This window comes from Streptomyces sp. NPDC111520, from assembly GCF_055635295.1.
Map to the genome: position 1 here is coordinate 328811 of NZ_JBVKBW010000006.1, position 26716 is coordinate 355526.

General features: G+C 73.5%; 18 protein-coding genes. 10 read left to right on the forward strand and 8 right to left on the reverse strand.

Going from position 1 to position 26716, the window contains the following annotated elements:
- Window positions 1–31: 31 nt before the first annotated feature.
- The 3 genes from ACZ7MY_RS16400 to ACZ7MY_RS16410 all read left to right on the forward strand — a co-directional run bounded on the left by ACZ7MY_RS16400 (window position 32) and on the right by ACZ7MY_RS16410 (window position 4650).
- The gene (locus tag ACZ7MY_RS16400; RefSeq protein ID WP_499602392.1) at window positions 32–1489 is read left to right on the forward strand and encodes a maltokinase N-terminal cap-like domain-containing protein; all 1458 of its coding nucleotides are present in this window, start codon (window positions 32–34) and stop codon (window positions 1487–1489) included.
- Window positions 1490–1527: 38 nt separating this feature from the next.
- Window positions 1528–4155 (forward strand): 1,4-alpha-glucan branching enzyme, encoded by a 2628-nt coding sequence (gene glgB / locus ACZ7MY_RS16405; RefSeq protein ID WP_499602394.1) that lies wholly within the window; start codon window positions 1528–1530, stop codon window positions 4153–4155.
- Window positions 4156–4275: 120 nt separating this feature from the next.
- The gene (locus ACZ7MY_RS16410; RefSeq protein ID WP_499602396.1) at window positions 4276–4650 is read left to right on the forward strand and encodes a hypothetical protein; all 375 of its coding nucleotides are present in this window, start codon (window positions 4276–4278) and stop codon (window positions 4648–4650) included.
- 47 nt (window positions 4651–4697) lie between these two features.
- On the opposite strand, the gene ACZ7MY_RS16415 is transcribed toward ACZ7MY_RS16410, so the two are convergent.
- Window positions 4698–5447: a metallophosphoesterase family protein gene (locus ACZ7MY_RS16415; protein ID WP_499602397.1), complete on the reverse strand. Its 750-nt coding sequence runs from the start codon at window positions 5445–5447 to the stop codon at window positions 4698–4700.
- Window positions 5448–5630: 183 nt separating this feature from the next.
- On the opposite strand from ACZ7MY_RS16415, the gene ACZ7MY_RS16420 reads away from it, so the two are divergent.
- Both ACZ7MY_RS16420 and ACZ7MY_RS16425 read left to right on the forward strand, forming a co-directional pair.
- Window positions 5631–6527, forward strand: a complete 897-nt coding sequence (locus ACZ7MY_RS16420; RefSeq protein WP_499602398.1) for a DUF4231 domain-containing protein — start codon at window positions 5631–5633, stop codon at window positions 6525–6527.
- A 48-nt stretch (window positions 6528–6575) separates the two neighbouring features.
- Window positions 6576–7466, forward strand: coding sequence for an alpha/beta fold hydrolase (locus tag ACZ7MY_RS16425; protein ID WP_499602399.1), 891 nt, complete (start codon window positions 6576–6578; stop codon window positions 7464–7466).
- Window positions 7467–7473: 7 nt separating this feature from the next.
- On the opposite strand, the gene fxsT is transcribed toward ACZ7MY_RS16425, so the two are convergent.
- The 6 genes from fxsT to ACZ7MY_RS16455 all read right to left on the reverse strand — a co-directional run bounded on the left by fxsT (window position 7474) and on the right by ACZ7MY_RS16455 (window position 18100).
- Entirely contained in the window at window positions 7474–11391 is a 3918-nt protein-coding gene (gene fxsT, locus ACZ7MY_RS16430) for an FxSxx-COOH system tetratricopeptide repeat protein (protein WP_499602400.1), read from the reverse strand.
- A complete protein-coding gene (locus tag ACZ7MY_RS16435) occupies window positions 11375–12718 on the reverse strand; it encodes a TIR-like protein FxsC (protein WP_499602401.1) in 1344 nt (447 codons plus the stop codon). The genes fxsT and ACZ7MY_RS16435 overlap by 17 nt, the downstream gene beginning before the upstream one ends.
- Window positions 12719–12839: 121 nt before the next feature.
- Window positions 12840–13625: an AAC(3) family N-acetyltransferase gene (locus tag ACZ7MY_RS16440; protein ID WP_499602403.1), complete on the reverse strand. Its 786-nt coding sequence runs from the start codon at window positions 13623–13625 to the stop codon at window positions 12840–12842.
- 1 nt (window position 13626) lies between these two features.
- Window positions 13627–15984: an FxsB family cyclophane-forming radical SAM/SPASM peptide maturase gene (locus ACZ7MY_RS16445; RefSeq protein ID WP_499602404.1), complete on the reverse strand. Its 2358-nt coding sequence runs from the start codon at window positions 15982–15984 to the stop codon at window positions 13627–13629.
- 34 nt (window positions 15985–16018) lie between these two features.
- A complete protein-coding gene (fxsA, locus tag ACZ7MY_RS16450; RefSeq protein ID WP_499602406.1) occupies window positions 16019–16216 on the reverse strand; it encodes an FxSxx-COOH cyclophane-containing RiPP peptide in 198 nt (65 codons plus the stop codon).
- Between the two features lie 501 nt (window positions 16217–16717).
- Window positions 16718–18100, reverse strand: a complete 1383-nt coding sequence (locus ACZ7MY_RS16455) for a cation:dicarboxylate symporter family transporter (RefSeq protein ID WP_499602754.1) — start codon at window positions 18098–18100, stop codon at window positions 16718–16720.
- A 143-nt stretch (window positions 18101–18243) separates the two neighbouring features.
- Between ACZ7MY_RS16455 and ACZ7MY_RS16460 the strand changes: the two genes are divergently transcribed.
- A complete protein-coding gene (locus ACZ7MY_RS16460; RefSeq protein WP_499602408.1) occupies window positions 18244–19878 on the forward strand; it encodes a sensor histidine kinase in 1635 nt (544 codons plus the stop codon).
- Window positions 19875–20558, forward strand: a complete 684-nt coding sequence (locus tag ACZ7MY_RS16465; RefSeq protein ID WP_499602410.1) for a response regulator — start codon at window positions 19875–19877, stop codon at window positions 20556–20558. The genes ACZ7MY_RS16460 and ACZ7MY_RS16465 overlap by 4 nt, the downstream gene beginning before the upstream one ends.
- A 61-nt stretch (window positions 20559–20619) precedes the next feature.
- Here the strand turns inward: ACZ7MY_RS16465 and ACZ7MY_RS16470 are convergent, their stop codons facing one another.
- A complete protein-coding gene (locus ACZ7MY_RS16470; protein WP_499602413.1) occupies window positions 20620–21645 on the reverse strand; it encodes an ATP-dependent 6-phosphofructokinase in 1026 nt (341 codons plus the stop codon).
- A 160-nt stretch (window positions 21646–21805) separates the two neighbouring features.
- On the opposite strand from ACZ7MY_RS16470, the gene pta reads away from it, so the two are divergent.
- The 3 genes from pta (at window position 21806) to pyk (ending at window position 26593) form a co-directional block, all read left to right on the forward strand.
- A complete protein-coding gene (gene pta, locus ACZ7MY_RS16475) occupies window positions 21806–23884 on the forward strand; it encodes a phosphate acetyltransferase (protein WP_499602414.1) in 2079 nt (692 codons plus the stop codon).
- A 23-nt stretch (window positions 23885–23907) separates the two neighbouring features.
- Window positions 23908–25059 (forward strand): acetate kinase, encoded by a 1152-nt coding sequence (locus ACZ7MY_RS16480; protein WP_499602416.1) that lies wholly within the window; start codon window positions 23908–23910, stop codon window positions 25057–25059.
- Between the two features lie 109 nt (window positions 25060–25168).
- Window positions 25169–26593 carry a pyruvate kinase gene (gene pyk, locus ACZ7MY_RS16485; protein ID WP_499602418.1) on the forward strand — a complete coding sequence of 475 codons (1425 nt, stop codon included), beginning with the start codon at window positions 25169–25171 and terminating at the stop codon, window positions 26591–26593.
- Window positions 26594–26716 lie beyond the last annotated feature (123 nt).

Genomic DNA, 26716 nt, shown 5'->3' on the forward strand with positions numbered 1-26716 from the left:
CAGCAGGCCCGGCACCCGAGGAAAGGACGTCATGTCGGACACCTCGTGGCTTCGCACCTCCGCAGTCCGGTCGGGGACCACCGTGCCCCCGGCGCCGGGGCTGCTCTCCGCGCTCGTCCCGATGCTGCGGGAGTGGCTGCCCCGGCAGCGGTGGTTCGCCGGGAAGGGGCGGCCGATCAGCGGCTTCGGACTGGTCTCGGCCACCGAATTGCTGCCCGCCGACGGACGGCTGGGCACCCCGGGACTGCTCCATCTGCTGCTCGACGTCCACCACGACGTGCAGGAGCGGATGCCCGGCACCGGGCACGGGCAGCCGGCCGACACCTACCAGTTGCTGCTGGGCACCCGGGCGCTGCTGCCGCCCGCGCTCGCGCCCGCCCTCGTCGGGCACGCGGTCGGCGGGCCGCTGGACGGCCTGACGATCTACGAGGCGCTGCACGACCCGCGTCTGACGTCCCTGCTGCTGGAACGACTGCGCGCGCCCGGCCGCACCGGGCACCTGCGCTTCGGCTCCGAGCCGGGCGCGGCAATCCCGGCGGGGCTCGCGCCCCGGCTGTCCACCGCGGAGCAGTCCAACAGCTCGGTCATCTACGGCGACGCCTTCATCCTCAAGCTGTTCCGGCGGGTCGCCCCCGGCCCCAACCCGGACCTGGAGCTCTCCCTCGCCCTGGCGCGGGCCGGGTCGCGGCGCGTGGCCGCGCCCTCCGCCTGGTTCGAGGCGCTCGGCCTGTACGACGAGCCCGCCACGCTCGGGGTGCTGCAGCGTTTCCTGCCCGGTTCCGCCGGGGCGTGGGAACTCGCCCTGCAGGCCGTCGAGGACGGCTCGGACTTCTCCGGCGAGGCGCACGCACTGGGGCGCGCCACCGCCGAGGTCCACCTCGCGCTGGCGCGCGCCCTGCCGACGAGCACCCTGCGCCGTCCACAGATCGAACTGCTCGCGGCCGCGATGGCCGGACGGCTGGACGCCGCCGCCGCGGCGGTGCCGGCCCTGCGGCCGTACCGCACGGCGCTGCGGACCGCCTACGACGACCTCGCCGCCCTCGGCACGCGCGGCACCACGCTGGCCGCGCAGCGCATCCACGGCGACCTCCACCTCGGCCAGGCCCTGCGCACGGCTCCCGGGGGGTGGGTGCTGATCGACTTCGAGGGCGAGCCGGCCCGGCCGCTGCCCGAACGCCGCCGTCCCGCGCCCCCGGTGCAGGACGTCGCCGGGATGCTGCGCTCCTTCGACTACGCCGCCCGGCACCACGACCCGTCCGCCCCCGGGGCGCCCGAATGGGCTCTGGCGCAACGCGCCGCCTTCTGCGCGGGCTACGCGGAGGCCGCCGGGACCGATCCGCGGGACGAGCCCGTCGTCATACGAGCCCACGAGACGGACAAGGCCGTCTACGAAGTGCTCTACGAGGCCAGGCACCGGCCCGCCTGGCTCCCCATCCCCATGGCCGCGGTGCGCCGTCTGGCGCAGCCGCCGCACGGCCGCACCCCCTGACCGGGCACCCCCACGCCCCATCCGAGGAGGACCTGATCGTGACCGATCGCCAGCCGCTCCCCGACGCCACCCCCGGCACCCCCGGCGCGGGCGGGAACGGGAGGGCCCGTGCCGAACGTCCCGCCCGCGGCACCGGGTCCGAGGGCTCGGCTCCCCCGCCGCCCCCCGCCGCCCCGCCGACCCCCCCGGCCCCGGCCACCCGGCCGCCGAAGGCCGCGGGCACGAAACCGCCACGCGGGGGGAAGGCGGCCGGCGCGCGACCCGCGGCGAAGGGCGGTGGCCCGGCCGCCGCGGACCTCCCGCAGCCGGACGCGTCCGGCTCCTCCGAGGCCGTAGCACGGGGCTACGACCCCGCCGGGTCCGAGCGCCCGCCCGCCTCGGGCACCGCCCCGCGCACCGCGCCCCCCGCGGGGGTCGGCCACCAGGCGCCGCCGCCCGCGCCCGAGGTCGCTCCGGCCGCGGGCCCCGTGACCGGCGACGTCCCACCGGCCCCCGAACTCGACCCGGGCGAGCGCCGGCGGCTGCTGGACGGCGCCCACCACGACCCGCACGGCCTGCTCGGCGTCCACCGCGTGGCGGACGGCCTGGCCTTCCGGGCGCTGCGGCCGTACGCGCGCAGCGTGGCCGTCCTCACCGGCGGTACGCGGACGGTGCTGAACCACGAGGGCGACGGGCTGTTCAGCGGTGTGCTGCCGCTGACGGAGGTCCCCGCGTACCGGCTGGCCGTCGCCTACGACGGCGACGAGCACGAGGTCGACGACCCGTACCGCTTCCTGCCCGCGCTCGGCGAGTTCGACCTGCACCTCGTGCACGAGGGGCGGCACGAGCAGCTGTGGCGGGCGCTGGGCGCCGAGCCCATGACCCACGAGGGCGTCACCGGCACCCGGTTCACGGTGTGGGCGCCCAACGCGCGCGGAGTGCGCGTGGTCGGCGACTTCACCTACTGGGACGGCACCGCCTTCCCGATGCGCTCGCTGGGCTCGTCCGGCGTGTGGGAGCTGTTCCTGCCGGAGGTCGGCGAGGGGCAGCGCTACAAGTTCGAGGTCTGCGGCGCGGACGGCGGACGGCGGCTGAAGGCCGACCCGATGGCCCGCCGCACCGAGGAGCCGCCCGCCACCGCCTCCGTCGTCACCGCGTCCCGGCACGTGTGGCAGGACGCCGAGTGGATGGCCTCGCGCGGCCGGCTGCCGGTGCACGAGTCGCCCTTCTCGGTGTACGAGGTGCACCTCGCCTCCTGGCGGCCGGGGCTGTCCTACCGCGAACTTGCCGAGCAGCTCCCGGCGTACGTACGCGACCTGGGCTTCACGCACGTGGAGCTGATGCCGGTCGCCGAGCACCCCTTCGGCGGCTCCTGGGGCTACCAGGTCACCTCGTACTACGCCCCGACCGCCCGGATGGGCACCCCGGACGACTTCCGGTACCTGGTGGACGCGCTGCACCGGGCGGGCATCGGCGTCATCATGGACTGGGTGCCGGCCCACTTCCCCAAGGACGACTGGGCGCTGGCGGACTTCGACGGCACCAACCTCTACGAGCACCCCTGGCGCGGGGACCATCCCGACTGGGGGACGCTGGAGTTCGACTTCGGCCGCACCGAGGTCCGCAACTTCCTGGTGGCCAACGCGGTCTACTGGTGCGAGGAGTTCCACATCGACGGCCTGCGGGTGGACGCGGTCGCCTCGATGCTCTACCTCGACTACTCGCGCGAGGACGGCGAGTGGGCGCCGAACGCCTACGGCGGCCGTGAGGACCTGGACGCCGTCGCCTTCCTGCAGGAGATGAACGCGACCGTCTACCGGCGCTGCCCGGGCGTCGTCACGATCGCGGAGGAGTCCACCGCCTGGGACGGCGTCACGCGCCCCACCCACCACGTCGGCCCGGCCGGCTTCGGCGGGCTCGGCTTCGGCCTGAAGTGGAACATGGGCTGGATGCACGACTCGCTGGAGTACATCAAGCACGAGCCGGTGCACCGCAAGTACCACCACAACGAGATGACCTTCTCGATGGTGTACGCCTACAGCGAGAACTACGTCCTGCCGATCTCGCACGACGAGGTCGTCCACGGCAAGGGCGCCCTGGTGGCGAAGATGCCCGGCGACTGGTGGCAGCAGCGCGCCACCCACCGTGCCTACCTCGGCTTCATGTGGGCCCACCCGGGCAAGCAACTGCTCTTCATGGGCCAGGAGTTCGCCCAGGGCGCCGAGTGGTCCCACGACCACGGCCCGGACTGGTGGCTGCTCGACGAGACCTACTCCGCGGCGGGCGACCACCGCGGCGTTCGGGACCTCGTCCGGGACCTCAACACCCTCTACCGGGCCACGCCGTCGCTGTGGCAGCGCGACACCACCCCGGACGGCTTCGCCTGGCTCGACGGGGGCGCCGCCGAGGACAACGTCTTCTCCTTCGTGCGCCTGGACGCCGGGGGGAAGCCGCTGGTCGCGGTCAGCAACTTCTCGCCGGTCGTCCGGCACGGCTACCGGATCGGCGTGCCCGACGGGGTGGAGGCGCTGCGGGAGGTGCTCAACACCGACGCCGCCGCGTACGGCGGGAGCGACGTCACCAACCCCGAGCCGCTGAAGTCCGAGCCGGTCGCCTGGAACGGCCGGCGTCAGAGCGTGCAGCTCACGCTGCCCCCGCTGGCGACGGTCTGGCTGCGCCCCGCCTGACGGGACGTCACGGGAGGCCGCGCGCGGCCTGCCTGCACCGCACCGGGTGCAGGCAGGCCGGCGCGGTGAACGTCCCTACGTCCATGCGGCGTTACCACCACAGGCGCCGGGTGGGACACCATGGTTCCCCTGGCGGTGACACAGCAACTCGCGCGGGTGACGGAGGAGTTCCTGGCCCGGTGCCGTGACGCGGCCCGGGAGTCCCCGGACGCCGACCCGGGGTGGGACCCGCCACGGGAGGATGTCCTCGACCTCTACTGGGTACCGGCCACACTCCTGAAGGTGTGCCGTGCCGCGGGCGTCACGGCGTCGGCCCTGGTCGCGGAGGGTCTGGCGGCGATCGACTGGGCCGCGGTGCGGGTACACGGGGCGGACCACGGGATGCCGGGCGTCCGGGACCCCTGGGGATACCTGACGGAGCACTTCACCGCGCTGCGGGCCTTCTGCGAAGAGGCCTCGCGGCGCGGGCTGTACGTCGTCGTGTGGTGGGACTGAGCGGGCGCCGGCAGGCGCGCCCCTTCCGGGGACCGGCCCTCCGGGGGTCAGCGACCGTCGCGCGGGCCCCAGGCGTCGATCACGGCCTCGGCCGGGTGGCAGCCGAGGACGTACTCCCCCACCCACTCCTCGGCGCCGTCGAAGCCCGACTCCGCGACGATGCGGGCGGCCGCGGACTCGCGGTCGTAGCGGGTGCGCCGCAGCTGGACGCCGGCCGCGCCCAGGAGGGCCCAGTGGGCGCCGGGGCGGCCGTACGGCATGCCGACGCTGCCGGGGTTGACGACCAGGCGGCCGTGGGCGATCCGGGCGTAGGGCATGTGGGTGTGGCCGCAGACGACGGTCTCCACCTGCGGGGCGACACCGGTCATCACCTCGGCCCAGCGCCCGGCGCGGGAGTCGACGAGCACGATCTCCTCGTCGTCGCGCGGGGTGGCGTGGCAGAACAGCGTCCGGCCCGCGCCGTCCACCTCCAGTTCCACGGTGTCCGGGAGTCCGGCCAGCAGGGTCACCTGGTCCTCACGGAGCCGCCCCGCCGCCCAGTCCGACTCCGGGTGGCCGGTGGTCGTACCCGTGCGGCGGTGCTCGACCAGTTCCCGGTCGGCGTTGCCGCGGATCCACAGGGCGCGCTCGCCGAGGCCGCGGAGCGCGTCGAGCGTGGGCACCGGCATGGGCCCCGCCGCGTGGTCCCCGGTGAGGACCACCCGCTCGGCGGCGCGGACGTCGGGCTCCGCGAGCACCGCCTCCAGGGCCGGCAGGTTGCCGTGGACGTCGGACAGGACCGCGACTCGTCTCAGCACACCCCTCACCCTGCCCGCCGTCCCGGGCGGTGCGCCGCGCGTTCGCCGAGGGCGTGACGGCCGGAGCACCGGCGGGGCCCGCCGAGAGCGGGAGTTCGGCCGGACGCCTACTGGGCGGCCGCCCCCGGCACGCCCATACTGGGGTCACTGCGGGATTCAGCGAGGACCGGGGGGCCGCTGCCGATGGTGAGCGAACGGGATCTGCTGCCGGACCTGTTCTGGGCCGCCGACCGGGCGTCGCTGCGGGGCCAGTGGCAGACCGTACGGCTGTCGCGGCAGCAGCTCGGCCTGCTCACGGTGGCCTCCGTCTTCAGCTCGTTCGACGTCACCGCGGGCCGTCTGCACTGGGCCTCGTGGCTCGCGGCCGCGCTGTTCGCGTACGCCGCGTGGACGACCTGGGTGATCCACCGCCAGAACCCGCAGGCCCTCTGGTACGAGGGCCGGGCGCTGGCGGAGTCGATGAAGACGCTCGCCTGGAAGTACTCGGTGCGCGCCGACCCCTTCACGCCGCCCGGCGACGAACGCGACCCCGACGCCCTGTACCGGCTGCAGCTCGGCGACGTCCTGCACACCTTCCGCCGCAGCAGGGCCCTGCCCTCCCGCGTCGACACGGGCATCACCCCGGGGATGCGGCGGCTGCGGGACGCGCCGCTGCGCGTACGGCACGACGTGTACCTGCGGGAGCGCATCCGGGTGCAGCACGAGTGGTACACGATGAAGGCGGCCCGCTGCGAGGTGAACGGGCGCCGGGCCGGACGCCTGGCGATGGCGTTTCCGCTGCTCGGGGTCCTCTTCCTGGTCCTGCGGGCGGGCGGCTGGTCCCCCTTCGACACCCTGGGCTTCGTGTCGGCCATCACGGCCTCGGTCGCGGCCTGGGCGCAGCTGCGCCAGTACAGCCCGCTGGCCGCGGCGTACCGGGTGGCCGCGGACGAACTGGAGCTGATCCGGGTGCAGCTGGCGTCGCTGGACCTGGAGGACCCGCATGCCGAGCACCTGTGGTCGCAGCTGACCCGGGACGCGGAGGACGCCGTGTCCCGGGAGCACACCACCTGGCAGGCGAGGCGCGAGATGCGGGTGTGAGGACGGGGACGGGACGGGCCGGAGGACACACGAGAGGGGGCCGCTCGGGTGCGTGTGGTGCGGGCGGGGGACGGGCGGGAACTGGCGGTCGAGACCAGGGGCGACGTGCGGGGCAGGCCCGTGTTCCTGCTGCACGGCACGCCCGGCAGCCGGCTCGGCCCGGTTCCGCGCAGTGCGGTGCTGTACCGGCTGGGGGTACGGCTGATCTCCTTCGACCGTCCCGGGTACGGCGGTTCGCAGCGGCTGCCCGGCCGACGGGTCGCGGATGCCGCGGCGGACGTCGCGACGATCGCCGACGCCATGGGCCTCGACGCCTTCGCGGTGGTCGGCCGCTCGGGCGGCGGCCCGCACTCGCTGGCGTGCGCGGCTCTGCTGCCGGACCGGGTGACGCGGGTGGCGGTGCTGGTGGGGCTCGCGCCCCGGGACGCGCAGGGGCTCGCCTGGTACGCGGGGATGACCCGGTCCAACGTCCGCGACCACACGACCGCCGACGCGGCGCACCGCCGGCTCGCCGCCCGGCTGGAACTGCGCTCGCGCACCATCCGCGACGACCCGGCCAGCCTGCTCGCCGTGCTCCGGGAGGAGATGCCGGTGCCGGACCAGCGGGTGATCGCCGACGCGGGCCTGCGCACAATGCTGCTGCGCACCTATGCGGAGGCGTTGCGCACCTCGGCGGACGGCTGGATCGACGACACCCTGGCGTTCAACCGCGGCTGGGGGTTCGGCCTGGACCGCATCACGGCGCCGGTGCTGCTGTGGCACGGGGAGGACGACGTGTTCTCGCCGGTGGCGCACTCCCGCTGGCTGGCCGAGCACATCCCCGGCGCGACCATGGTGGTGCAGCCGGGGGCCGCGCACTTCGCCGCCCTGTCCGTGCTGCCCCGGGTGCTGGCGTGGGCGGCCGCCGGGGGCGGCCGGGAGCGTTCGGTGCCCGCCTGAGCGCCGCTCACACCGGCTGCGGTTCCAGGTCCCGGTTGACCCGGTACCACTCGCGGGCGGCGCGGCTGAGGGGGTGCTCGTCGCCGAGCAGCCGTGCGCACTCGGGGAGCACCTTGGCGCGGATCGCCTGCGCCCGGGCGTGCCGGCCGGACTGCCGCAGGGCGTAGGCGAGGTTGATCTCGCAGGCCAGGGCGTCCGGGTGCTCGGGGCCGTAGCGCTCGGTGAGCCCGCGCAGGGCGGTCTCCAGGAGGGTGACGGCCCGGTCGCTGTCGCCCAGTTCGCCCGTCGCGTTGCCCAGGTTGATCGTGCAGTTGAGGGTGTACGGGTGGCGGGGGCCGACGGCGCGTTCCAGGCGGGCCAGGGTGTCGTTGCCGACCGCGACCGCCTCCTCCGCGTTGCCGCTGCCGCGCAGGTAGATGGCGAGGTTGTTGCGGCAGGCCAGGGTGAACGGGTGGTCGTCGCCGAGCATCCGACGGTAGGCGGCGAGGACGTCCGTGGCCAGGTCGCGGGCCTTCTGCTTGTCGCCGGCGGCCGAGTAGTCGGCGGCGAGGTTGAGGGCGCAGGCGAGCGTGTCGGGCACGTCGGGTCCGTACCGCTCCAGGTAGCGGTCGTAGGTCACCTGGGTGAGCCGCATCGCCTCGGCGGCGCGGCCCGCCTTGCGCAGCGAGACCGCGAGGCTCTTGGCGTTGCGGAGCGTCTCGGGGACGTCGGGGTTGAGGACGTCCTGGAAGACGTCCATCACCTCCTCGAGCATCGCGACGGAACCCGTGTAGTCGCCGATCTCCCGCAGGTCGCGGGCGAGGTTGGCCTTGGTGGACAGGGTGTACGGATGGCGGTCGCCCAGCATCGGGGTGCGCCGGTCCACGGTCTCCTGGTCGAGGCGGCGGGCGAGTTCGGAGTCCCCGGTGAGCCGGTAGTCGATGGCGAGGTTGTTGGCCGCGACCAGCGAGCGCGGGTGCTGCTCGCCGAAGATGTCCTTGAATCCGGCGTAGATCTCCTCGTCGCGTTCCCTGGCCTCCTGGAAGAGGCCGAGCGCCCGCAGGTCGGCGGCGAGGCTGCCACCGGTGATCAGGGTGTGCGGGTGGCCCGGGGGCAGCAGGGCGGTCTGCCGGGCCAGGGTGTCCTCGTCGTACTGCCGCGCCTCCTGGTACCTGCCCTGCGAGCGGAGCACGTTGGCGAGCTCGAACTGCAGGTTGAGGGTCTGCAGGTCGTCCTCGCCGAGGGACTGCTTCCACACGCCGAGCAGTTGCTCGGCCAGCAGCCGGGCCTGCTCCAGCTCGCCGCTCTTCCACAGGTAGCGGACGCGGTTGACCAGCAGCTGGCGCGGCTTCTCCTCACGGCACTCCTCGGCCTGCGAGGGGGCGAGGTGCGGCCAGATCAGCTCGAACCCGGGCCAGTTCGCCGGGTCGTTGATGGCGTCCTCCGGCGGCCGGGCCTCGGCGAGGATGCGGTGCACCTCGTGCATCGTGTCCTGCTGGGCGTCCTCCGACATCTCCGAGCGCACGGCGGCCTGCACCAGCCGGTGCACCTGGATGCTGCTGTCGGCGGGGTCGACCTTGGCCAGGGCGAAGCGGTTGAGGGCCTGGATGACCTTGCCGAGCATGTAGCGGTCGCGCAGTTCGGGGTCGTGGGGCAGCAGCGCCTGGATCATCGAGTCGCTCTCGATGAGGGTCATCGAGATCGGCTCGGCCGCGAAGAAGGAGCACAGCTCCAGCAGCCGGACGGCGGCCCTGGACTGGTCGCGCAGCCGGCTGATGGAGATGCTCCAGGTCGCCCCGACCTCCCGGGGGTAGCCGGCGGCGGTGGTGACCGACAGCGCCTTGGTCGTCTGCTCCTTGAGCTGGTGCACGTACACGTCGACGGGGGTGGCGGTCTCGGCGAGCCAGGCCGCGGCCACCTCGACGGCCAGCGGCAGGTCACCGACGGCCTCGGCGACCTGTCCGGCGTCCTCCCGGCCCATGCCGCCGACCCGGCGGCGCAGGTGCTCCACGCTCTCCGAGCGGTTGAAGACCTCGATCTCCAGCGGCTCGGTGGCGCCCGTCGGCGGCTTGTTCCGGGCGGTGACGACGATGTGGCCGCGGCCCCCGGGGAAGAAGCGGCGCACCCGCTCGGGGTCGTCGACGTTGTCGAAGACCAGCAGCCAGCGCGTGAAGCGGGTGCCGGTGGCCAGTTCGTCGCGGGCCGCCTCGGCGGCCTCGGAGACGCTGTCGCCGACGCGCAGTTCCAGGCGGCGGGCGAGTTCGGCGAGGGAGGGCGCGATCCGGTCCTCCTGCTCGGCCTCGATCCACCACACCAGGTCGTAGTCGGCCTTGAAGCGGTGCGCGTACTCCAGCGCCACCTGCGTCTTGCCGACGCCGCCGAGGCCGTGGAGCGTCTGCGGGAACGGCTGGACGGACGGGTTGCCGCCGCCCAGGCGGTCGCGGAGCCGGTCCAGGACAGTGGAGCGCCCGGTGAAGAAGGTGTTGCGGGGCCTGAGGTTGGACACCTTGGGATCGCCGACGGGGTAGCGCGGCCCGCCGGACATGGCGGTCGCGGCGAGGTCCGCCTCGTCACGTCCGAGCGCCCGCAGCAGCGTGCCGGCGGCCGCGGCGTGGTCGAGCCGCACCAGGCTGACCGGGCTGCGCTGGGCCAGCGGCGGGCCCGGCCGCACGTCGCCGACCCGGATCGGCAGCAGTTGGTGCTGCGGGCCCGAGGGGTCGGTGCCGGCGCTCGACTCCCACACCCGCACGGCCCGCCGGGACCGCAGGTAGGCGGCGGAGAGCACGACGAGGGTGCGGGCGGAGGCCCCGGCCACGGCGGGCTGTTCCGCGGGGGCGGCGTGGCTCTCCACGTCCCAGGGGACGACCCGGAAGCCGGCCCGGGTCAGGATCCACTCGATCCAGTCCGCCCACATGCGGTCCTCGGGCACGTACGCCAGCACCAGACCGGACGGCGGGACGGGCCTGCGCCGGGTGAACTCCGCGGCCCAGCGCAGCCGCTCGGACTCCGCGATGGGGGGCAGCGAGGTCACCGAGCCGCCGGAGACGACGGAGGTGAGGCGTTCGCAGGCCGACAGCATCGAGCTGGACAGGCCCGGGGCGTCCCCGAAGGTCGCCAGGATCTCCTCGTAGGCGTAGAAGGGGCGGTACGGGATCTCCACCGACCCCCAGTACGCGACGAGTTCGTCGTCGCCCATGCCGGCCGGCAGGCCCTCGAACTGGGCGCGGGCCAGTGCCCGTCCGGCGTCCGCCTTCTCCTTCTCGCCGTCGTCGATGCGCATCGGCACGGGGAAGATGCGGATGCCGCGGCCGTTGTAGCGCTCCTCGATGTCCCGGGCGACGGTGGCGGCGCCGTAGATGCTCTGGTCGCTGAGCGTGAAGCAGACCACCAGCTCGTCGGGCATGTGGACGGTGCAGATGTCGGCGATGTCGCTGAGGCCGGTGCGGCTGTCGATGAGGACGTAGTCGTAGTGGCGCCGCATGTCCGCGCGCATGGCGTCGAGGAACTGGCCGCCGCCGAAACGGTCGTAGAAGACGTCCCAGTCGATGCCGGTGAGCGCGGTGGAGTAGTTGCGGTCCTGCCGGCCCGCGGACAGGTAGTCCAGGCTGCCGCCGTCGGGGAAGGCCCAGTTGAGGGAGATGGCGTGTGGGCGCACCCGGGCGAACTGGCGGTGCCAGTCGGGGGGCCGCGGCACGTCGCGCAGCGCCTCCTCGCGGTACTCGGTGATCAGGTCGATCATGCCGGTCGTGGCCGCGAGCGCGGAGGAGTCGAGGAAGGGGTGGAAGAAGCGGAAGAGGCCGGGGGCCTCCAGGTCCCAGTCGACCGTCAGCACCCGGTGGCCGTTGGCGGCGAGGATCCACGCGGTGTTCGCCAGGGCCATGGTCCGTCCGGTGCCGCCCTTGTACGAGTAGAACGTGATCACACGTCCGTTACGGCTCTCGGTCATCCTGGCCCTCCGGCTTGTCGGGTTCAGTGGTGCCGCGGTCGTCGTGCAGGCCGTGCGGGGAGGAGCGTTCGGGTCCGTACACCCCGGCGGACGGGCCCCGCAGCCTCGGGCGCGGGGTGTGCGGCCCCTGGGGCGGGAAGGCCGGGGCGTGGGCGGCGTAGTGCTTGGCCGCACGTCCGACGGCCCGCGGGACCTCGTCGCTGAAGGCCTCGAGGCTCGGGATGTTGTTGCGGACGAAGCGCGCGCCCGGGCCCTCGGCGCGGCCGGGGTCGAGGGCCTCGTCGGCGAGGCGGCGCAGCGTCTCCTCGTGGCCGTTGGACTCCGGGTCGGTGCGGTTCCACGGCACCAGCACGCTCACCCAGGGCCGGCGCTCGCTGCCGAAGCGGCTGAGCATGTCGTGCCGTTCGGGCGACTCCAGGGCCCAGCGGTCGAGCAGCAGCAGGCCGGGGGCGGTGGGGGTCGGGTCCAGCAGGCGGTCCAGTTCCTCCTCGAACACCCCGACGCTGACCCGGTAGTCGAGGTTGCGCGCCAGGTCGGCGGCGTGGTCGGCCAGCGGCCGGCTGCTCTGCGGGCGGTACGGGTTCCAGTCGCGCGGCGAGGGCCCGTAGCAGGTGGGGCCGCGGCCCGCGGGCAGTTCCTCGGTGTCGCAGCAGGCGAGCACGGTCACGCGCAGCGGCCGGCTGGCGCCCGGGGGCCCGAAGGCGCTGGGGACGTGGTGGTAGTCGAGGTGGCGGCCCGTGGCGATCTTGGTGTCCTCGACGACCTGCACGATGCGCTGCGCCAGCCGGTAGACGGCCCGCTCGTACTCGTGCTTGAGGTAGCTGAGCTTGATCAGCCCGTAGAAGCCCTCGGCGGCGTAGTCCTCACCGAAGTCCGCGTGGTTGAACTGCAGGGACTCGGCCGGACCCGGCATGTCCCCGGTGGGGACCGGCACCCACAGCGCGGGCACGATGCCGGATATCGGGCGGTCGTGCAAGGACCGGTGGTAGAGGGCGCGCTGCGAGAAGGCGTACCACTCCTTGCCGCACTGCGGGCTGCGGAAGTAGCGGGGCGAATAGAGCGGGACGAAGACCCGGCAGTGCGCCAGTGCCTCGGCGAGCGATTCCGGCCAGCCCTCGCCGACGTTCATCCCCCGGTCCATGAAGCCCGCCCGCACCCCGGCGGGGAGCGTGGTCATCTGCAGGATGTGCGCGCAGAGGTCGTTGTAGAGCTTGGCGACCCACAGGTCGGGGTCGGGGTCCGAGGGGTCGTTCCGGGGGGTGTGCGCATAGCTGAGGAAGAAGTACGGCTTGTCCGAGGCGTCGCCCTGCCCCACGGGTAATGCCATGCGCCATCTCCCCCGCCCGACCTACACGACCCCGCTCCACCCCTCGTGAGGGAACCTCAGTGTAGGAACCGCCGATTCTCCGGCGGAATAGCGCATGACCATCAATTTTGCCCGGATTCCGTCAACGCCCGTTGCTCACCAGCCATTTGGCGATGACGTCCACGGCGTCGGCGATCGGCACCAGATGGCAGGCGGCGGCACCCAGGGGACCGTCCAGCACCGCGCACTCGCTCGCCACCACCGGGACCAGCCCCGGGAAGTGCCGGTCGTCGATGTCGGGCGCCTCGAAGTGCACCCACTCCTTGCCGCCGTCCTCCGTGCGCACCACGGCCTGGTAGGGGCGGTCCGGCGGCGGGACCGCCCGGTAGTCGGCGAGGTGGTAGGCGGTGCAGACCCACAGGTCCACGCCGATCAGCAGGGCTCGGGCCCGCAGGTCGTAGAGGCGTGCGGTGGGCGAGTCCTCGCCCAGGTGGCTCTCCAGCGCGTGGCCGTCGGTGACGAAGCTCGCGGCCGGGCCGAAGGCGGTGAAGGAGGTGTGCGGGTGCGCGCTGCGCAGCGCGCCCGTGAGCAGCCGGACCTCTTCGCCGAGCCGTCCCACGCTGGGCGAGACGGGCGTGGTCAGCGGGTCGAAGGCGGGCATCGCCTCGCGGTACGCGGCCAGTTCCGCCTCGTCCATGCCCTCGGTGTGCTGCCGGTCGGCCCTGGAGGTGACCGAGTTCTCCGGGGTCGCCGCGTACGCGACGAGGGTGCCGTGGTCGCCGAGCGCCGCCCGCAGGGCCGCGATCACGGTGCGGACGCCGCCCTCGACGGGACCGATCGACTTCAGCGAGCCCTGGACGAGCAGCACCTCCCCCGGCTCGACGCCCAGCGCGCGCAGGTCCCGGGTCAGGCTTTGCAGGGTGTGCACGTCAGACCCCGTTCAGTTCGGAGAGCCAGGGGGCGACGGTGCGGGCCATGCCGTCCGCGAACCGCTCGCCGAGCGGGGTGAGGGATCCGCTGCCGGCCAGCCGGTCGACCGCCTCCGCGGTCTCGCGGGTCCAGCGGGCGAAGGGCGCGGCCGCCCCCGGGACGTCCCGGCGGGCCTGCGCGCGCCAGTACTCGGCGACGGCGACATGGGCGTACGTCCCCTGCAGCAGCCCCTCCAGCGGGCGCGGGTCGGGGCGCCACGGGGCGTGGAAGAGGCGGGTGTCCCGCGGGTCGTACAGGTCCATCAGGTCCAGTACGGCACCGAGCTTGACGTGCTGGAACTCGTGGGCGACCAGCAGGGCCAGGGTGTCCGGCAGGGCGGGCCGCGCGATGCCGACCGCGCCGAAGGCCTGCCGGGCGGCTCCGCTGACGTCGCTGCCGTCGTCCGGCGGGACCAGCGGGGTGACGGTGCCGAGTCCGGCGGCCAGTCCCGGCGCGTAGCGGGGCAGTTCACGGCCGAGGAAGTCCCAGGCGGCGACCAGGTCCTCGTGCCAGGCCTTGACCTCGGCCTCGTCCTGCCGGGGTACCGGGGGCCACTGGTGGGCGTCGCGGTAGGGGTCGGTGTCCTCCAGCGCCACGCTCCAGCCTGCCGGGCCGACCCGCCGCACCGGGTGCCAGCGCGCGTCCCCCGGGTCGTGCGCGGCGATCCGCAGCGTCCGGCCGCCGGCGCGCACGCCGAACCCGCCGGCGTCCGCGCTCACTTCGGCCTCCTCGCCGTCGGGGGCGCCGACCAGGACACGGCCGAGGCCGGGCAGCCGTACCGCACCGTCGCGTACGGGGACGCGCACGGCCGCCCCGTACCGGCCGGCGGCCCGCACCACGGCGGCGGCCGCGAACTCCGCGAGCCCGGCCACGTCCGCCCCGCCGTCGCCGCCCGTCTCCAGGCAGTGCCGGGCCCAGGGCCGGACGTACGGGTGGGCGAGCACCTCGTCCAGGGCCTGCGGCGCGGCCTCGTCGACCTCGGCGAGCACCCGCCAGACCGCGGCCGTCCTGCCGTCCCGGGGAGCGCGCTCCCAGACGGCGGTGAGCAGGCCGCGGGTGATCTCCAACTGCTCGGCGGCGAGCACGGCGACGGTCGCGGCGTCGCCGTGGCCGGCCGCCAGCTGGTCGATCTGGTCCTCCGTCAAGGGGGACTGGGGCTGCTGCCCCGACGCGGTGCTCACCGGGATCTCCCGTTCCGTCTCCTCGGCCTCGCGGATGCCGAGGATCAACTCCATCAGGTCGGCGCAGTACGCGGACGGGTTCGCGAATCCGGAACCCGTGCGGTAGCGATGCGCGTACAGTCCCCCGCCGCAGACGTCGACGACCGGGCAGCGGCGGCACTCGTCGCACAGCCCGTCCTTGCCCTGCCGCCGTGCCGTGATGCCGGGGTGGGCGGCGACCTCGTCCAGGGAGTGGGCGAACACGTCCATCCCGGTGGCGGGGGCGCCGTCGTAGGCGGTCTTGAGCGAGTCGGCCTGCTCGAAGGTGCCGTCGGTCTCGATCACGACGAGGTCGACCGGGTCGGTGCCGATCGACTCCACGAGGCTGCTGCCGCCGCGCAGCATCCGGCGCACGGAGTCGAAGACCCGCACGGGCACCGGGCGGCCCTCGGCGGTCCAGCGGCGGTGGACGGTCAGCAGCCACTGCGCGTAGGGCGCCCGGGCGTCGCCGGGGCGCGCGGGCGGGGCGTCGTGGGTGGCGTGGGGCAGCAGGAAGTCGATGCGGGGCGGTTCGAGCGCCATCAGCGCCTCGTACACCGCCACGGGGTCGTTCTCCACGTCGATGGTGCAGAGCAGCCCGCCGAACAGATGGCGGTAGCGCGGCTCGCGGAGCAGCCCGATCGAGGCCACCACCTTGTCGTAGCTGCCGCGCCCGTCGGCGAACCGGCGGTGCCGGTCGTTCTCGGCCCTGCCGCCGTCCAGGGAGACGCCGACCGAGACGCCGAACTCGTCGAAGACGTCGCAGAACCGTTCGTCCAGGAGGACGGCGTTGGTCTGGATGCCGAGTTCGAGGGCGCACACGCCGTCCAGCGCCCCGCGCAGTGCCGCGGCGGCCCGGCGGATCCGCGCCGGGCCGGCGAGCAGGGGTTCTCCCCCGTGGAACACCACTTGGACGGCGGGGAGCCGGTGCGCCGCGGCATGTTCGGCGATCCGCGCCGCCACCCGCTCGAATACCTCGTCGGGGGTGGCGCGGAGCCGCGTCTTCCAGCTGGTGTCGGCGTGCTCGTAGACGTAGCAGTGGTCGCACGCCAGGTCGCACCGGCTGTGCAACTTGAGCACGAACTGCGACAACGGCCTGACCGGCGCTGATGCCTCCATGACTGCGGCGCCCGGAACCCCCGAGTCGTCCGTCCTACTTGCTGCTGAACGACTGGAAGGCGGCGACGGGGACGGCCCCCGCGGACGCGGCGGCGGGCATCACACGGTCAAGGGCCGGGGAGGCGACGGAGCTGCCGCGGGAGGCGAGCTCCGCCAGCGGGATCCTCCGCCGCGTCTGCGGGCGCCGGGTCGGAGCGTCATGGCCGGCGTGCACGGTGGGGGTGGCAGTCATAGCGGGTCCTTGTCCAGTGAGGTGCGTTAGGGTCGCACACCATATGTCCGGAATGTGGTAAAAAAAATCCTCTCACCCCGGACATTGCGACGCAGCAGTGACAACGAGTCACCGCTGCTGCAAGTGGTGCCGAATACGCCAAATGCAGCAGGCGCCTGCGCTCCCCCGTCCCCAACGCCGGGCCGTGTGATTATCTCCCTTACGTGGAACGGGAATTGGCCATATCCACGAACCGAGACGAACTTTCTGAAGCCCTTCGTGCACCGCATGGCGACCGCCCCCTCGGCACGCCTTCCGGCGTGCCGCGCGACGCCCCGTGCGCGGGGCGCGCGAGCCCCGTACGCCCGCGCGCCGACCGGCCCCGGGCCGCTCGGCGCACTTTCCGGAACTCACCCCCGCGTCCTCGGCCGATCGGGTGACTCCCCCTTCCCCGCACGGAAAAGGTCCCGCCGGACGGAGGGGGGATCCGCCCGGCGGGACCGTATCGGGGGTGACGGCCGGTCAGGCCGTCGTCACCGGCTCCTTGCCGCTGCCCGCCGGCTCGGCGGGCTCGGCGGGCTCGGGGGCCGCGCCGTGGCCGTCGTCGACGAGCGTGGTCTCGTCGAAGGGCAGCTCGCCGGCGAACACGCGCTGGGCCTGCTCACGGTCGAACTCCTTGGTCCACGTGCCGATCAGCACCGTGGCGACGGCGTTGCCCGCGAAGTTGGTGACGGCGCGCGCCTCGCTCATGAAGCGGTCGATGCCGACGATGAGGCCGACGCCGTCGACCAGGGCCGGCTTGTGCGACTGGAGCGCACCGGCGAGGGTCGCCAGGCCCGCGCCGGTGACGCCGGCGGCGCCCTTGGAGGCGACCATCATGAAGAGCAGCAGGGTGATCTGCTGGCCGAGGGCGAGCGGCTGGCCCATCGAGTCGGCGATGAACAGCGACGCCATGGTCAGGTAGATCATGGTGCCGTCGAGGTTGAAGGAGTAGCCGGTCGGCACGGTGATGCCGACGACCGGACGGCTGACGCCCAGGTGCTCCATCTTCGCGATGAGGCGGGGCAGCGCCGACTCCGAGGACGAGGTGGAGACGATCAGCAGGAACTCCCGGCCGAGGTACTTCAGCAGCTGGAAGAGGTTGACCCCGGCGAAGAACCGGAGCATCAGGCCGAGCACGACCACGACGAAGATCAGGCAGGTGACGTAGAAGCCGAGCATGATCGTGGCGAGCGCCTTGAGGGCGTCCACGCCCGCCGAGCCGACGACCGCCGCGATCGCGCCGAAGGCGCCGATCGGGGCCGCCCACATGATCATGGACAGCACGCGGAAGACCAGCTTCTGGATGTGGCCGACACCGCGCAGGATCGGCTCGCCCGCCGTCCCCATGGCCTGCAGGCCGAAGCCGACCAGGAGGGCGACCAGGAGGGTCTGCAGCACCTGGCCCTCGGTGAAGGCGGAGACCAGGGTGACCGGGATGATGCTCAGCAGGAAGTCCGGCAGGGTCTCGGCCGGGGCGTCCTTGGCCTGCGCCTGGCCGGCGTCCGCCAGCGCGTTCGTCAGGTGCAGCCCGTCGCCGGGCTGGAGGATGTTGCCGACCACCAGGCCGATGGCGAGGGCCACGAAGGACATCACCACGAAGTAGCCGAGGGCGAGGCCGCCGACCCTGCCGACCTTGGCGGCCTGGCGGACCGAGCCCACGCCGAGCACGATCGTGCAGAAGATGATCGGCGAGATCATCATCTTGATCAGGTTCACGAAGCCGGTGCCTATGGGCTTCAGCTCGACGGCCGCGTCGGGCGCGACCATCCCGAGCACGGCGCCGGCGACCGCGGCGACGAGCACCGCGATGTACAGGAAATGGGTGCGGTCCCTGCGACCCTGGGTACGGCTCTGTACCGGCACTGACACCTTCGTCTCCTCGGTCCACCCGGACGCCGTCCCGGGACGCCCGCGATTGGATAGGTCCCGGTGACTATGCGCCTGCGCAGTGAGCCAGGTCACGTTTGCGTTCATTGTGTTCGCGGCACCTGTGCACACTGGTGGGCATGCTGCTCCCGACCCGCCTCCTCCGCCCCCGGCCGCGCCGCCGTGCGCGCAGCCTGGCGGGCCAGTTGTTCGCGATGCAGGTGGTCATCGTGGCCATGGTGGTCGCGGGCATCGCGGTGCTCGTCTACGTCAACGCCGCCGAGCGCGCGGAGGACGCCGCGAAGGACCGGGTCACGGCCGCCGCGCGGGCGGTGGCCGACGCCCCCTCGGTCGCGGCGGCCATCCGCGGCGCGGACCCCACCGCCGCGCTCCAGCCGTACGCGGAGCAGGTCAGGCGGGACACCGGCGTCTCCTTCATCACGATCATGAGCCCGGACGGCATCCGCTGGACGCACCCCGACACCGGGCAGATAGGCCACCGCTTCCTCGGGCACATAGAGGCCGCCCAGCGCGGCGGCACCTTCACGGAGACCTACACCGGCACGCTGGGCGCGTCCGTGCGCGTGGTCACCCCCGTCCACGACGACGGCCGGATCGTCGGCCTGGTCAGCGTCGGCATCACGGTCGAGGCCATCACCGACCGGGTCCGGGAACAGCTGGCGGTGCTCATCGGGATCGCCGCGGCGGCCCTGGCGGTCGGCGGCGTCGGCACCTACCTCGCCAACGCCCGGTTGCGCCGCCACACGCACGGCATGGCCGCGGCCGAGCTGAGCCGCATGTACGACTACCACCAGGCGACCCTGCACGCGGTGCGCGAGGGCCTGATCCTGCTGGACGCCGACCGCAGGGTCGCGCTGTGCAACGACGCCGCCCGCGAACTGCTGGGCCTGCCCGAGGACGTGGTCGGCTCCTACGTCGCCGGGCTCGGGCTGCCCACCTCGCTGACCGGCGCGCTGCTGGCGGCCGAACCGCGGGTGGACGAGGTGCACCTGACCGCGGAGCGGGTGGTGGTGGTCAACACCTCGCCGGTGCGCGGCGGGGAGCGCCGCGGCACCGTGGTGACCCTGCGGGACCACACCGACCTGCAGTCCCTCACCGGCGAACTGGACTCCGTGCGGGGCTTCGCCGAGGCGCTGCGCTCGCAGGCGCACGAGGCGTCCAACCGCCTGCACGCGGTCGTCTCGCTCATCGAACTGGGACGCACCCAGGACGCGGTGGAGTTCGCGACCGCCGAACTGGAGCTGGCCCAGGCGCTGACCGACCGCGTGGTGGCGGCGGTGGCGGAACCGGTGCTGGCCGCGCTGCTGCTGGGCAAGGCGGCCGAGGCGCACGAGCGCGGTGTGGAGCTGACGGTCACCGAGGACAGCCGCATCGACGACGGGGTGCTGCCCGCCTCCCTCACCTCCCGGGACCTCGTCACCCTGCTGGGCAACCTGATCGACAACGCCCTGGACGCCGCGATCGAGGGGGCCGCGCAGACGACCGCCCGCCCGCACGTCGAGGTCACCGCCCGGGCCGACGAGGGCGAGTTGCTGCTGCGGGTCACCGACAGCGGGCGCGGGGTGGACCCGGCGGTGGTGCGGGAGGTCTTCCGGCGCGGCTGGACGACCAAGAGCCACGGGCACGGCCTCGGGCTCGCGCTCGTCGAGCAGACCGCCCGGCGCGCGGGCGGCACCGTGGACCTGGACGGGCCGGTGGGCGGCGGCGCCACCTTCACCGTACGGTTGCCGCTGCGCGGGGAGGTGCGGACATGATCAGGGTGCTGGTCGTCGAGGACGACCCGGTGGCGGCGGACGCCCACCGGCTGTACGTGGAACGGCTGCCGGGGTTCACGGTGGCCGCGGTGGCCCACTCCGGGGGCGCGGCGCTGCGCGCCCTGGAACGCCACCAGGTGGATCTGATCCTGCTCGACCTCAACCTGCCCGACGGGCACGGGCTGCAGGTCGTCCGCACCCTTCGCGCGGCCGGGCACACCGCCGACGTGGTGGCGGTGACCTCGGCCCGTGACCTCGGGGTGGTGCGGCAGGCCGTCTCGGTCGGGGTGGTGCAGTACCTGCTGAAGCCCTTCACCTTCCCCACCCTGCGCGACCGGCTGGAACGCTGGGCGCGCTACCGCGACGAGCTCGCCGGCGGGGAGGCCTCGGGCCAGGACGAGGTGGACCGCGCCCTGGCCGCGCTGCGCAGCCCGGAGAGCTCGGTGCTCCCCAAGGGCCTGAGCGGGCCGACCCTGGAGGCGGTGACCGCGGCGCTGCGCGAGGCGGCGGAGGGGCTGTCGGCGAACGCGGCGGCCCAGGCGGTGGGCGTCTCGCGGATCACGGCCCGCCGCTACCTGGAGCACCTGGTGGAGACCGGCCGCGCGGTACGCGCCCCGCAGTACGGCCAGGTCGGCAGGCCCGAACTCACCTACCGCTGGGCGACGCAGCGCCGCCCCTGAGCCGTGCGCCCCGCGGCCGTTCACCGCAAGCGCCGTTCACCCGCCCGAGAGTGACGGTGCGTCAGAACACCGACTCGGCTTCCTGCATGCGGTCCTCGGGCACCCGCTTGAGCACCATCACCGCGTCGGCGAGCGGCACCAGTTCCACCGCGGTGCCGCGCAGCGCCGTCATGCAGCCGAAGGCGCCCTTGTGCGCGGCCTCCACGGCGTGCCAGCCGAAGCGGGTCGCCAGCACGCGGTCGTACGCGGTGGGCACGCCGCCGCGCTGGACGTGGCCGAGGATGACCGGGCGGGCCTCCTTGCCCATGCGCTGCTCCAGCTCCGCGGCGAGCCGCGCGCCGATGCCGGCGAAGCGCTCGTGGCCGTAGGCGTCGATCTCGCCGTGGGCGTACGGCATGGTGCCCTCGGCGGGGTGGGCGCCCTCGGCGACGCAGATGACGGCGAACTTCTTCCCGCGGGCGAAGCGCTCCTCGACCATCGCGACGAGGTCGGCGGGGTCGAAGGGCCGTTCCGGCAGGCAGATGCCGTGGGCGCCGCCGGCCATGCCGGACTCCAGGGCGATCCATCCGGCATGCCGGCCCATGACCTCGACGACCATGACCCGCTGGTGGGACTCGGCGGTGGTCTTGAGCCGGTCGATGGCCTCGGTGGCCACGGTGACGGCGGTGTCGAAGCCGAAGGTGCGGTCGGTGGCGGAGATGTCGTTGTCGATGGTCTTGGGGACGCCCACCACCGGCATGCCGGCCTCGGCGAGCAGCCGGGCCGCGGTGAGCGTGCCCTCGCCGCCGATGGGGATCAGGACGTCCAGGTCGTAGCCGGAGCAGAGGGTGCGCCAGTTGTCGGCGGCCTCGTGGAGGCGGGCGCGTTCCAGCCGGGAGGAGCCCAGGATGGTGCCGCCCCGGGCGAGGATGCCGCTGACGGAGTTCAGGTCGAGCGGACGGTAGCGGCCCTCCAGCAGCCCCTTGAAGCCGTCCTCGAAGCCGATGACCTCGTCGTCGTGGTAGGTCAGCGCGCGGTGGGTCACCGAGCGGATCACGGCGTTGAGCCCGGGGCAGTCGCCGCCGGCGGTGAGGACTCCGATGCGCATGGCGCTCCACGCTCCCTCCGGTCGCGTGTACGGTCACCTTTTCGCATCGTAGGTCCGCACCGCACCCGCCGCGCGCCATACGCACGCCGAACTGTAATGTCAAGACGTATCCGCCACCCGTGTCCGGGTGGATCACGCCGGGCAGGAACGGAGAGAGCGCGTGACGCGCAGCGTGTACGTAACCGGTATCGGCAGGGGGGACGGCCGCCAGGTCGTCGAGCTGGGCGTCATGGAGCTGCTGACCCGGCAGGTGGACCGCGTCGGGGTGTTCCGGCCGCTCGTCCACGACACGCCCGACCGGATGTTCGAGCTGCTGCGCAGCCGCTACCGGCTCACCCAGGACCCGGCGACCGCCCACGGCCTGAGCTACGAGGAGGCGGCCGCGCTCCAGGCCGAGCAGGGCCGGGACGCGCTCATCGCGCGCCTGGTGGAGCGCTACCACCTGGTGGCCGCGGAGTTCCCCACCGTGCTCGTCCTCGGCTCGGACTTCCACGAGACCAACCTCCCCGGCGAGCTGGGCGTCAACGCCCGGCTCGCGAACGAGTTCGGCGCCTCGGTGATCCCGGTGGTCGGCGGCCGCGACCAGAGCGCCGACTCGGTGGTGGACGAGGTCCGCAACGCGCACCAGGCGTACAGCGGGCTGGGCTGCGACATCATCGCCATGATCGCCAACCGGGTGCCCCCGCAGGTGCTGGAGGAGGCCGCGGAGCGGCTGCGCCGCCGGCTCCCGGTGCCCGCGTACGTGCTGCCCGACGAGCCCGCGCTGTCGGCCCCCACGGTCTCCCAGGTCGTCGAGACGCTGCACGCCGAGGTGCTCCTCGGGGACCACGGCGGACTGTCCCGGGACGTGATGGGCTTCGTCTTCGGCGGCGCGATGCTGCCGACCTTCATCCGCGCGCTGACCCCCGGCTGCATGGTGATCACCCCGGGCGACCGGGCTGACCTGATCATCGGCTCGCTGGCCGCGCACTCCGCCGGCTCCCCGCCCATCGCCGGCATCCTGCTCACCCTCGACGAGGTGCCCGGCCCGGAGATCATGGCCCTGGCGGCCCGGCTGGCCCCCGGCACGCCGGTGATGTCGGTGCCGGCCGGCAGCTTCCCGACCGCCGCCGAGCTGTTCGCCCTGGAGGCGCGGCTGGGCGCGGCCACCCCGCGCAAGGCGGAGACGGCGCTCGGGCTCTTCGAGAAGCACGTGGACGGTCCCGAGCTGACCGAGCGGCTGTCGGTGGTGCGCGGCGAGCGCGTCACCCCGATGATGTTCGAGCACGAGCTGATCGAGCGGGCCCGCTCGGGCCGCCGCCGGGTGGTCCTGCCCGAGGGGACCGAGGAGCGCATCCTGCACGCGGCCGAGGTCCTGCTGCGCCGGGACGTCTGCGACATCGTCCTGCTCGGCGACGAGGACGCCATCCGCAAGCGGGCCGGCGAGCTCGGCGTCAACGTCGACGTGCCCGGCTGCACCCTGACCGACCCGCAGACCTCGCCGCTGCGCGAGAACTTCGCGGAGCTCTACGCCCGGCTCCGCGCCCACCGCGGCGTCAGCTACGAGCTGGCGTACGACGTCGTCGCCGACGTCTCCTACTTCGGGACGCTGATGGTGGAGCAGGGCCTCGCCGACGGCATGGTCTCCGGCGCCGTCCACTCCACGGCGGCGACGATCCGCCCGGCCTTCGAGGTCATCAAGACCGCCCCGGGCGCGTCCATCGTCAGCTCCGTCTTCTTCATGTGCCTGGCCGACCGGGTGCTGGTGTACGGCGACTGCGCGGTGAACCCCGACCCGGACGCCGAGCAGCTGGCCGACATCGCGATCCAGTCCGCCGAGACCGCCGCCCAGTTCGGGGTCGAGCCGCGGGTGGCGATGCTGTCGTACTCCACCGGCACCTCCGGCTCGGGCGCCGACGTGGACAAGGTGCGCCGGGCCACCGAACTGGTCCGGCAGCGGCGCCCGGAGCTGCTGGTGGAGGGCCCGATCCAGTACGACGCGGCGGTCGACGCCAAGGTCGCGGCCACCAAGCTGCCGGACTCGAAGGTCGCCGGCAACGCCACCGTGCTGATCTTCCCGGACCTCAACACCGGCAACAACACCTACAAGGCGGTGCAGCGTTCGGCGGGTGCGGTGGCGGTCGGCCCCGTGCTGCAGGGCCTGCGCAAGCCCGTCAACGACCTGTCGCGCGGCGCGCTGGTCCAGGACATCGTCAACACCGTCGCCATCACGGCCATCCAGGCGCAGGGCGACCGGTGACCGGCCACAGCAAGGAAGGCACCGTGCCCGCCACCCGCGTCCTCGTCCTCAACTCCGGTTCCTCGTCGCTGAAGTACCAGCTGCTGGACATGGCCGACGGCAGCCGGCCGGCGGCCGGGATCGTCGAGCGGATCGGCGAGCCGGGCGGGGTCGCGGACCACGCCGAGGCGCTGAAGACCGTCGCGGCGGAGCTCGCCGCCCGGGGCCTCGGCCTGGACTCCCCCGAACTGGCCGCGGTGGGGCACCGGGTGGTGCACGGTGGCACGCGCTTCACCGCGCCGACGCTGGTCGACGACGAGGTGCTCGCCGCCGTCGAGGAACTCGTGCCGCTCGCCCCGCTCCACAACCCGGCGAACGTCACCGGCATCCGGGTCGCCCGCGAACTGCGCCCCGACCTGCCGCAGGTCGCCGTCTTCGACACCGCCTTCCACTCCACGATCCCCGAGCACGCGTACCGCTACGCGGTCGACCGGGAGACCGCCGACGCCCACCAGGTGCGCCGCTACGGCTTCCACGGGACCTCGCACGCCTACGTCTCCCGCGCCACCGCGCGGCTGCTCGGCCGGGACCCGGCCGAGGTCAACGTCATCGTGCTGCACCTGGGCAACGGCGCCTCCGCCTCGGCCGTGCGCGGGGGCGAGTGCGTGGAGACCTCGATGGGGCTCACCCCACTGGAGGGCCTGGTGATGGGTACCCGTTCGGGGGACCTGGACCCGGCCGTGGTCTTCCACCTGGCCCGTGTCGCGGGGATGGGGGTGCCGGAGATCGACGAGCTGCTGAACAAGCGCTCGGGCCTGCTCGGCCTGTGCGGCGACAACGACATGCGGGAGATCGCCCGCCGGATGGCCGAGGGCGACGAGGCCGCGCAGCTCGCCTTCGACGTCTACGTCCACCGGCTGCGCAAGTACGTGGGCGCCTACACCGCCGTGCTGGGCCGGGTCGACGCGATCGCCTTCACCGCGGGCGTCGGCGAGAACTCCGCCGCGGTCCGGGCCGCCGCCATGGGCGGGCTGGAGGCCCTGGGCATCGAGCTGGACCCGGTGCGCAACGCGGTGCGCGGCAGCGCCGCCCGCGTGGTGTCGGCCGGCGGCAGCCGGGTGGCGGTCGCGGTCGTCCCCACCGACGAGGAGCTGGAGATCGCACAGCAGACGTACTCGCTGGTGACGGGCCGGTGACTCGTTGGGGCCACCCGGAGGCTCTACTCTATGGCCGCCGTCCGCACCGTCCATGCCTCCCCCGCACGGGAAAATTCCGGAGCGGAACAAACCCGATAGGATCGTCGTCATGCGCCGAGCGAAAATCGTCTGCACCCTGGGTCCCGCCGTCGACTCCTACGACCAGCTGAAGACGCTGGCCGAGGCCGGTATGAACGTGGCCCGCTTCAACTTCAGCCACGGCAGCCACGCCGAGCACGAGGAGCGCTACCAGCGGGTGCGCAAGGTCTCCGTGGAGACCGGACGTGCCATCGGCGTGCTCGCCGACCTCCAGGGCCCCAAGATCCGTTTGGAGACCTTCGCGGACGGTCCCGTGGAGCTGGTCGCCGGTGACGAGTTCGTCATCACCACCGAGGACGTCCCCGGTGACCGGACCATCTGCGGCACCACCTACAAGGGCCTGCCCGCCGACGTCCGCGCCGGCGACCCCGTCCTGATCAACGACGGCAACGTCGCGCTGCGCGTGATCGAGGTCGAGGGCCAGCGGGTCCGCTGCCTGGTCGTCGAGGGCGGCGTCATCTCCGACCACAAGGGCATCAACCTGCCCGGCGCCGCGGTCAACGTGCCCGCGCTGTCCGAGAAGGACGTCGAGGACCTGCGCTTCGCCCTCCACATGGGCGTGGACATGGTGGCGCTCTCCTTCGTCCGCGACGCCAAGGACGTCCGCGACGTCCACCGCGTCATGGACGAGGTCGGCCGCCGCGTGCCGGTCATCGCCAAGGTCGAGAAGCCGCAGGCGGTCGACAACATGGAGGACGTCGTCGCGGCCTTCGACGGCGTCATGGTGGCCCGTGGCGACCTGGCGGTGGAGTACCCGCTGGAGAAGGTCCCGATGGTGCAGAAGCGGCTGATCGAGCTCTGCCGCCGCAACGCCAAGCCGGTGATCGTCGCGACCCAGATGATGGAGTCGATGATCACCAACTCCCGTCCGACCCGCGCCGAGGCCTCCGACGTCGCCAACGCGATCCTGGACGGCACGGACGCGGTCATGCTGTCCGCCGAGTCCAGCGTCGGCAAGTACCCGATCGAGACCGTGAAGACCATGTCGCGGATCATCGAGGCGGCCGAGGTCGAACTCCTCAAGCAGGGTCTGTGGCCGCTCAACGGCCGCAAGCCGCGCACCCAGGGCGGCGCCGTCGCCCGCGCCGCCGCCGAGCTCGCGGACTACCTGGACGCCAAGACCCTGGTCGCCTTCACCAAGTCCGGCGACACCGCCCGCCGTCTGGCCCGCTACCGCGTGCCGCAGACGGTGGTGGCGTACACGACCGACGAGTCGACGCGCAACATGCTGGCGCTCACCTGGGGCGTGCAGACCACCGTCGTCCCGCACGTGAACACCACCGACGAGATGGTGGAGATCGTCAACCAGGAGATGCTGAAGCTCAGCGACTACACCGAGGGCGACACCGTGATCATCACGGCCGGTTCCCCGCCCGGTGTCCCCGGCACCACCAACCTGGTGCGGGTCCACCACCTCGGCCACCGCGCGGTCTGACCGGCCGCCGGGCCGCCCGGAACACGGGAACGGCGGAGGGCACCTCCCCCTGCGGGGACGGCGCCCTCCGCCGTTTCGTCGTGCGCGGTTCCCGGAGGGGTCGTACGCGGCCGGACCGTTCGC